This is a genomic window from uncultured Campylobacter sp., assembly GCF_938045345.1.
Classification (GTDB): domain Bacteria; phylum Campylobacterota; class Campylobacteria; order Campylobacterales; family Campylobacteraceae; genus Campylobacter_B.
This window is the reverse complement of the sequence record NZ_CALIMS010000034.1, coordinates 38042-46098: the sequence shown is the minus strand read 5'-3', so window position 1 is coordinate 46098 and position 8057 is coordinate 38042. Positions and strand designations below refer to the sequence as shown.

The following is an 8057-nucleotide window of genomic DNA, read 5'->3' as shown; positions in this document are numbered from 1 at the left end:
GCGCAGGCTGCTCCATACCGCGGCCGTCGCCGTTGTCAAATACGCTGATGTGCTTGATTGGGCCCTTGTTATCATAGCGCGGAGTGAGCCACGCGGTGTGCTGCGTCCACGACCAATCAAAGTCGCCCTCGCACCTTGAGTTTTCGCATTTGATCTTGTTGCCGTTTTTATCCACGGGCACCAGCACTTTTTCTTTAAAGTCCGCGCTCCAGCCCTCAGGCGATGCGAGGATCCATTTTACCTTTTTGTCGCGGCCGATCTTAACTATGCCTTGGTGGCGAAGCGAGAGGATGATGCCGTCGTCGCTAGGATCGTGCGAGATCGAGTTTACGTGCGCCCAGTTGCGTCCGGTGCCGGTCGAGGTCACGTCGCCAAAAGGCAGATCGTCGCTTATTTTGATCTCTTTGGCGTCCATATCGATATTTAGGCACACGGCGCGAGCGTCAAGAGCCTTGATGAGGTTGCTGCGGTAGACGTTTTTGCCGAAAATTTCATTCAGATCCCACTCGTCCACGACCTTGCCGCTACCGTCCACTTCGATGATGTGATCTCTGATTGTGTGCGAGATCCTGCCGTCTGCGTGGTGGTAGTTGTATTTACCGACGCGAAGCAGTAAGTGATCGCCTTTTAGCGGCATCACCTCGTGGCTAAGGTCGATGTAGCCGCGCGGCAGCTCGCGATTATACACCTCCTTGCCCATCATATCGTAGCGCATATATCGCTGTGCCATGCCCCAGCTCAGATCGCCGTTTGGCAGCTGATGAAAGCCCATCATCATGCCGCCGTCCATCACTCTACGCTCGCTGCGGTCGTAAAATTTCTGATAATCCAGATACCATCTGACCTCGCCCTGCGTATCGACGACGAAATTTTCGGTGAAATCATTCCAGCTAGCCGCACCGCCGTTTTTCCAATCAAGCGGTTTATGGACGCTCGTGATGGTGTTGTTGATGAGATAGAGCCTGTTTTTAAAGGCGGGATCGACCTTTTTAACCTTCATCTTTTGCATGTGGCTAAATCTATAATCGCGGCTATACGTCACGATCGGCTGAGCGTAAATTTTATACTTTTCGACCTTCTTTTCGCCGTTAAAAACGTAGCTTACTTCAACCTCGTTTAGATAGTCGGGATAAAGCCCCCAGATCGGCACGCCGTCGTGCGTCAGCAGCGCATGCTCGGAGACATTATAGGCGATGTCGATACCGCCGCTAGGTTTACCCAGCACCCGCACGTGGATATCCTTGATATCCTTGCCCGCCCTATCGATAACGGCGGTCAGAGGCGCCACATCGTAGGGGTTGATAAATACCGAGCCGAGCTCGCCCTGGGTTTTTACCTGATGCGCCAAAACGCCCGCACTCGCAGTCTGCGGCACCGCTATAAACGCGCCGCCTACCAAGGCCGCAGCCAAAACGATAGAACCGAAAAAATTCTTACACATATTCGCTCCTTTTGGGTAAATTTATCAAATTTTACTACTACCGAATCACATAATAATCATACTAGCTTTAAATCAAATTTAAAGTTAAATTCTAATATATCTACTTAAATTTTAGAACGCAAACGAGACGGGTAACAGGCTAAAATTTAATATAATTAGCCCTGCTTTATCAAATTTAAGGAGAGAAAATGCCATTCGTAAATATAAAAGTAGCCGCTCCAGAGCCTACAAAAGAGCAAAAAAAGCAAATCATCGCCGAGATTACGGACACGCTAGCGCGCGTATTAGGCAAAGACCCAGCCGCAATACTCGTGATGATCGAAACGCTCGGTATGGACAGCATCGGTAAAAGCGGTCTAAGTCTTGAGGAGATCAAACAAAATAAAGAGAAAAAATGAGCGAATTTTTATAGGATTTTGAGCTAAAAATCACGCTCGCAGCGGGCAATACTTGCGCCGCTAAGCGGTCTAAATTTACCGAGCACGCAGGCGGGCAGCAGTTTAAAAACCGCCGCCGCGAGCCGCTCCAGCGGGCGAACATCCGATCTCTCGCCGAGGATTATCGGCGGACGGACGATCTGAAGGCTGTCAAAGCCAAGCTCGCTCACGCGCCGCTCAATACGTCCTTTGGCGCGCAGATAAAAGCTTAGCGAATCCTCGTTCGCACCCGGAGATGATACGAGCACGAAGCGCCGCACGCCCGCTGCTTTGCCCCACTTCGCCGCCGCATAGACATAGTCCACATCCACGCGCAAAAACGCCTCGCGCGAACCCGCCTGCTTCATCGTCGTGCCCAACGCGCAAAAAATTTCGTCAAATTTATGTGGCGCGATATCCGAAATGCTCTCAAAATCAATGATCCGCGCGCGAAGCTTAGGACGGCAAAAGCCTATCTCGCGGCGCGTCCATACTTCTACCTCATCGTAACCCGAGCTCTCGCAAAGCTCGCGCACCAGCTCCCTGCCTACGACGCCCGTAGCGCCTAGTACAAGAGCGGATTTTCCCATTTTCACTCCCTGAATTTCTTTAAATTTTAACGCGTTGTGCAGTCAAATTTAACTCCGGCGCTACGTTATTCTAAATTTTACGCGCATATCGTCTGCACAGCACGGCTCATCGTGCGATCTATAAATGCGTAAAATTCAAAGGCGCCTGCCTGCGCAGCTTGTCGCTACGAAGCTAATTAAGTCCTGCTCGCACGTAAAGAAGCAACTTAACAGCGCAAGCTATAAGTGAGCTTGCGCCTCACCCGATCCGCTATTTGGCGGCTGCTATATAATTAAATTTCGGTTCGCTAAGTTTAAATTCGAAGCTAGCCAAATCCACCTCTCCGATGCATGCATCGCTATCGTAAAGCGTGAGCAAAAATTCTGCCGTTTGTTCGCTGCTGTGGTATTGCGAAAACGCCGCATCGTAATCAAATCCGCGCTTTCCCGAAGCTACGTCGCAAAACTCGCTTTTAGTCGCGGCGGGAGCTAGAACTTTAGCCTGCATTTTGGCGTCTTTATTCTGCGCCAGCTCGTGGCTCAAACCCTCGGTGAAAGCGCTTACGAAAAATTTTGTAGCGCAATACGGCACGACGCCGGGCGCCAGAAAATAGCCGCCCACAGAGGAGATGTTTATAAGCTGAGTTTGTTTGCGTTTGTAATCTCGCGTAAATAAGCTCGAAAGTATCGCGAGCGCGGTTACGTTTAGGTCTATCATTCTTACCGTTTTTTGTAAATCCTGCTCTCCCACTAAGCCAAAATCCCCAAAGCCAGCGCTATTAATTAGCGCCTTTAGCTCGTAGCTTTTTAGCTCGTCCCAAAGTGCTAGGACGTTCTCGCTGCGTGCAAGGTCGCAAATTTTAATGACTACGTCCGATTTGGGCGCGATCTGCGCGATCTCCTTCTTTAAGCTTTGCAGCAACTCCGCTCTGCGCGCGATTAGGATCAAATTTTCTCCGCGCCTCGCAAACGCCTCGGCCGCGGCCGCTCCAATACCAGAACTCGCGCCGGTGATGACGATATATTTTTTCATTTTCTATCCTTTTTAGATTCTTTAGTTTGAAATTTTATCGAAGCTCGCCGCGTATTCACGCGTGCGCTCGTCTTAAATTTACAAATTTGCCGGCATTTTGCGAGGCGGTTTATTCGTCGCTTATAGGCGTGCGCTTGGTATCTACCGCCTTGCCGTCCAGATAATACCGACCGCCCCGGCGACGTAGTGAAGCGTCTTTAGCTCGTCAGGGATCTTTTCAAACAGCCAGTGTCCGCCGTCAAATATCCGCTCGTCCGCATACGCCGCGACGACCTCGCCGATGAAAAGATCATAGCTCTGCTCGTTATGAGGCTCGGGGATACGCTTGCAAACGAGCCATGCGGCGCAGCCCGCGATCAGCGGTACGCGGGAGTCATCTTTATAAAAAATTTCCACGTTTTTCATCTTGTCCGCATTATCAAAGCGCGAGTTGTTCTCGGCACCCAGCTCGCTAAGCGGCTCCGCCTGCGCTGCCGTGGGGATCTGCACGGCGAAATACCCGCTCTTTTCGATGAGCGTCCTCGTGTACGAGCCGTTGTGCGGCACGATGGTAACTTTGTCGTAGTCAAGCGCCTGCGCCCACGTTATCGCCATCGCATTGACGTCGCCATCGTATTTGGCCGATACAAGCGCGGTCGCGCCTGGGTTTGGGATATGATTTTTGTAGATCGACTTTTATGACCTCAATTTTTGCTCCTTTAATTAAATTTTATCGGCGGCAGATGCCGCAAATAACCGAATGCTTGGTATTAACTTGCCCTTAAATTTAAGCCTTAGGCTCTACTAGGCCAGCCCGAGCTTTGGCGCGCTTGGATTAAATTTCTCCACAGCGCACGAAATTTGGCTGACTTAAAATTTCACCCGCTATTTTCTGCGGATCTTATAGCCCTTGCCGCTTTTTGTTTTTAGCAGCGAAATTTTGCCGTCCTTCGAGACATAGCCACCTCCCTTAACTTTGCTTAAAATTTCGCTCTGCGGTAAGCTCGACCAAAAAATTTCTACCCTGCTTTTATCCGCGGAAAATATCCCGTAGATCGCAAGCGTAGCGTTATCCGGATCGTCTAGCCTCACGTCCGCGACGTCAAAAACCTGCACGCAGCCATTCTTGATCTTTGAAAAGCTCTGCCCTGCGGCGACCAAGCAGCCGTGCTCATCCGTGCCGCCGCCTATCACCGGCCCCTGCGCCGCGGGCACTTTGCAGACGCCCTCACTAGCGCCGCAGTCCGCAGCCGAGCTTTCGCCCCTCTTATCCATTGCGCTTGCCTCCTTGCCTAGCTTTGCGTCGTGCGCCGCGCAGCCACACAAAAGCGCCGCCGCAAAGGCCGCAATTAAAATTTTACTTCTCATCTTTACTCCTTTAAATAAATTTTATCTGCACTCAAAGCTACTCGCGCTATTTTCGTCGCCACCTACGTAGGCAGCCGCTTTCGGATACGCGCAGATCGGGATCTGTTTGTCCGCGCGGCTCGTGCTTTTGCCTAGCAGGCTAGATGGAGCCGTTCCCTGCTCGCGCCACGCTTCAAGCGCGCTTAGCGGATCGACGTCATCGATGCCGTTACCGCCGCCACAGTGATTCATCCCAGGCAGTGCAAAAAATCGCGCAAATTCGTCCGCATTCGCGTTCGTTTCCACTAGCTTTTTAAACCAATCGCGCTGATCCATCGCCGAAAATACAGGATCGGAAACGCCCGTTACGATGATGAGCTTACCGCCGTTAGCGCGGAAGCTATCTAGCTTGGTCGAAATCGCATCGTTTATCGCCGCGGTCTCGAACGTTCGCTCTACGTCCTTATCGAAATCAAATTTCATCAGATCAAACTCCGGTTGCGGCGACGTCAAGAAATAATAATTCATCGAACCCTTTGAGAGCACGATATTTCTAGCATTTGGCTCTGCCGTTTGCGAGTCGCCTAGCTTCCACATGCGCCAGCCCGGCTGATTTACCCCTGCGTCGTAAAACCAGCCGCTGTAAATTTGCTCGCCCTTGTTGTTTTTTGCGCCCTCAAATATCGCTTTTATCGCAGAAATTTTTTCTTTAGCTAGATCAAGTCCGCTGGGATCGAACTCGCAACGCTCCCAAGCGCCGATGATTCCGTCTTTTGGCCCGTCTAGCGCATCGCATTTATCCAAAACCGCCTTGCTTAGCTTATCCAAATCCTCCTGCGTAAGGGCGTTTGCAAAAATTTTATCCCCTGCGGCGTTTTTAGGCGCGATCTTCATAAGCTGCCGGTTGTCCCACTGCTCCGCGATCGCCGCGCGCGAAAGCCTAAAACCCGGATTTGCCGCGATTACGCCGTCAAATTCCAGTGGATACCTCTGCGCCGCCATCAGAGCCGAGCGCCCGCCGTTTGAGCAGCCCATAAAATAGCTGTGCGCGGGCGCTTTTTTATACGCCGCGAAAACCAGCTGTTTTGAGACGCTCGCGACCTTGCCGATAGCCTGATACGCATAATCTAACCGCGCCTGTTGCTCAAGTCCGAACTCGGGCGTAGGCGTAGGATGTCCCGAATCAGTCGTGACGACCGCATAGCCCCTCATAAGCGCGGGCGTTGCGGTGCTAGTGCGGATAGATACGGCGCCAAGAGCCGGCGCTACAAAGCCGTCCAAACCGCCTCCGCCCTGAAATAGCAGTTTGCCGTTCCAGTCGCCTGGCAAGCGCAGCTCAAATTTTATGCCGTAATGCTTGCCGTCCGAGCCCGTGCGCGAGGCTATCTCGCCGTGAATTATGCAGTGCGGCGCGGCTTTTAGCGTCTTTTTGGCTCCGCCGGTTAGCGCAGACATCCTATCGGCGCCGATTTCGCCGCTTTGATTCCAGATCGCTTCACTGATCTTTGTATCGTAAATTTTCGTGCCCTTTAGCGCCGCGCAAGCCCGCTCGCCAAAATCGCTCGCAAGCGCTCCCTGTAAGCCCAAAGTAGCCGTAAAGGCCGCAACTAAAATTTTATATTTCATTGCCACTCCTTTTAAAATTTTATTAATCGTAATTCTAACATAAAAATTTATCGTGAATTTCAAGCGTATTTGAGAAATTATGGAATTCCTAGCGGAGCCATGCGGAATTTCAAATTTTAATTAAAAGGACGAAGCGCTCGGACAATCCACAGGATCAATCTGACTAACCCGCCACGCAATTTCGCAAATCGCGGCGAAATACTTCGATCGCCCAAAACCAAACCACGTGCCCAAAAAATCCCGAAACGAACTCATACCACGGAAGCTGAAAAAGCGGTGGTGTAAGTCCTAAAAGCGGCAGCGTGATGCAATGCACTGCGATATTTATGACGATGCCAATGCGGCGCCCTGAAATAGCGTAATTTTAGGTAATTTCTCGACAGCGAAGTGTATTTAATTTTAAATTTTCTATTGTCGCGAAGCATTAAATTTCACGCGTACCCTTAAAGCTTGCACGGTAAAAAATCAGCAGCGTGGCGGCTAACGCGGCAAAGCCGCAAAATAGCCCTTGGTAGCTTAAATATTCAAGCGCCTTGCCACCTACGGCAGTACCGATGCCGCCTCCGAAAAATATCGCCGTGCCTATGATCCCAGAGGATAGACCTTTGGCGGAGCCGCAACGAAGCGCTGCGCTTGCTAGGACCGACTGCGCACAAACATAGCCAAATCCCAACAAAAATGTTCCTACATATGCAGTGGCAGCGAAGCAACTCGCCAAAAGGCACAGCGCCGAAGCGGACGCCAAAAAGCCGAGGGATAGAATTTCTTTTAGCGGCAACTTCTCTTTTAAATATCTAGCAGCGTTTCCTGCCAAAAAGCAAGCGACGCCGTAAAGCATAAGGCAAGCTCCGGCGAAATTTGAGCTCAAACCCAGCTTTTTAAGCAGATAAGCACCTATGAATGAATACGCCCCAAGCACGATTACGCCGTTACATAAAGCCAAAAAATAGCTTCTCAAAAGCGCAGCATCGCCGCGCAAGCTAGCTATGGATTTTACGAAGCTCTCGCCTCCGCTTTTCGGAGCGTCTTTGAAATTTAGCGTAAATAGTGATACGAAAGATACTGCAGACAGCGCAGAAAAGGCTAAAAATATCTCCCTCCAAGAAAATCTAGCCACCGCCCACCCGCCTAAAGCTGCACTCAGTCCCTGCCCTAAAAATACCGAGCCTAGAAATATCGCTACGATTTTTTGTCTATCCTTATCGTCATATGCATCGCCTATAACGCCGAGGCAGACGGCGATTATACCCGCTGCCGCGCATCCCGTGCAAAAACGAAATAAAACAAGCCACGCTAGACTTTTTGCAGTGGAGCAAAGAAGCGTAAATATCGCCAAAAAAAGCATTAGCGAGATTAAAATTTTACCTCTGCCGTAGCGATCGCTAAGATGTCCGTAAACCGGCTGAAGTAAGCCATAGGGGATCAGATATGCCGTCAAAACTGCCGAGGCGGCGCTTACCTGCACCCCAAACGTATCTGCGATGCTAGGTAGCAGTAGCGATGCGATCCAGTTATCTGCGGCAGAGATTGTCCCCGAGGCGATGATTAAGGGTAGTAGTCCTTTTTTGCGGCGCATTTTAAATTCCTAAATTTACGTAATTTTAGCCATTATAACTCTTTTGCGAGGAAATTTGGAATTTTAGCGA

General features: G+C 50.6%; 9 protein-coding genes. 1 reads left to right on the top strand and 8 read right to left on the bottom strand.

All coding sequences use genetic code 11. The annotated features are described in order from the left end of the window. Positions 1-1441, bottom strand: a 1441-nt coding sequence (locus Q0144_RS06545) for an aryl-sulfate sulfotransferase (RefSeq protein WP_298062701.1), incomplete at its 3' end; no start/stop codon positions are given. A 188-nt stretch (positions 1442-1629) separates the two neighbouring features. On the opposite strand from Q0144_RS06545, the gene Q0144_RS06540 reads away from it, so the two are divergent. After that, positions 1630-1839, top strand: coding sequence for a 4-oxalocrotonate tautomerase family protein (locus Q0144_RS06540; protein ID WP_297942528.1), 210 nt, complete (start codon positions 1630-1632; stop codon positions 1837-1839). 23 nt (positions 1840-1862) lie between these two features. Here Q0144_RS06540 and Q0144_RS06535 read toward each other — a convergent pair whose 3' ends face one another. The 7 genes from Q0144_RS06535 to Q0144_RS06505 all read right to left on the bottom strand — a co-directional run bounded on the left by Q0144_RS06535 (position 1863) and on the right by Q0144_RS06505 (position 7987). Continuing rightward, the gene (locus Q0144_RS06535) at positions 1863-2447 is read right to left on the bottom strand and encodes an NAD(P)H-binding protein (RefSeq protein ID WP_298062699.1); all 585 of its coding nucleotides are present in this window, start codon (positions 2445-2447) and stop codon (positions 1863-1865) included. A gap of 250 nt (positions 2448-2697) precedes the next feature. After that, positions 2698-3459 carry an SDR family NAD(P)-dependent oxidoreductase gene (locus Q0144_RS06530; protein ID WP_298062697.1) on the bottom strand — a complete coding sequence of 254 codons (762 nt, stop codon included), beginning with the start codon at positions 3457-3459 and terminating at the stop codon, positions 2698-2700. Between the two features lie 141 nt (positions 3460-3600). Next, positions 3601-4053, bottom strand: coding sequence for a flavin reductase family protein (locus Q0144_RS06525; protein ID WP_298062696.1), 453 nt, complete (start codon positions 4051-4053; stop codon positions 3601-3603). A 270-nt stretch (positions 4054-4323) separates the two neighbouring features. Then, complete coding sequence (locus Q0144_RS06520; RefSeq protein WP_298062694.1) at positions 4324-4806, bottom strand: hypothetical protein; 483 nt, start codon at positions 4804-4806, stop codon at positions 4324-4326. A 21-nt stretch (positions 4807-4827) separates the two neighbouring features. Further along, a complete protein-coding gene (locus Q0144_RS06515; protein ID WP_298062692.1) occupies positions 4828-6411 on the bottom strand; it encodes a tannase/feruloyl esterase family alpha/beta hydrolase in 1584 nt (527 codons plus the stop codon). A 163-nt stretch (positions 6412-6574) separates the two neighbouring features. Then, positions 6575-6727 carry a DUF1440 domain-containing protein gene (locus Q0144_RS06510; RefSeq protein ID WP_298062690.1) on the bottom strand — a complete coding sequence of 51 codons (153 nt, stop codon included), beginning with the start codon at positions 6725-6727 and terminating at the stop codon, positions 6575-6577. A gap of 108 nt (positions 6728-6835) precedes the next feature. Further along, positions 6836-7987, bottom strand: coding sequence for an MFS transporter (locus tag Q0144_RS06505; protein ID WP_298062688.1), 1152 nt, complete (start codon positions 7985-7987; stop codon positions 6836-6838). Positions 7988-8057 lie beyond the last annotated feature (70 nt).

What these genes read in the sequence shown, in the direction of transcription:
- Q0144_RS06525 (WP_298062696.1), bottom strand. Translation starts at nt 4,053, where the DNA reads ATGGCGATAACGTGGGCGCAGGCGCTTGACTACGACAAAGTTACCATC.
- Q0144_RS06540 (WP_297942528.1), top strand. Translation starts at nt 1,630, where the DNA reads ATGCCATTCGTAAATATAAAAGTAGCCGCTCCAGAGCCTACAAAAGAG.
- Q0144_RS06515 (WP_298062692.1), bottom strand. Translation starts at nt 6,411, where the DNA reads ATGAAATATAAAATTTTAGTTGCGGCCTTTACGGCTACTTTGGGCTTA.
- Q0144_RS06535 (WP_298062699.1), bottom strand. Translation starts at nt 2,447, where the DNA reads ATGGGAAAATCCGCTCTTGTACTAGGCGCTACGGGCGTCGTAGGCAGG.
- Q0144_RS06520 (WP_298062694.1), bottom strand. Translation starts at nt 4,806, where the DNA reads ATGAGAAGTAAAATTTTAATTGCGGCCTTTGCGGCGGCGCTTTTGTGT.
- Q0144_RS06530 (WP_298062697.1), bottom strand. Translation starts at nt 3,459, where the DNA reads ATGAAAAAATATATCGTCATCACCGGCGCGAGTTCTGGTATTGGAGCG.
- Q0144_RS06505 (WP_298062688.1), bottom strand. Translation starts at nt 7,987, where the DNA reads ATGCGCCGCAAAAAAGGACTACTACCCTTAATCATCGCCTCGGGGACA.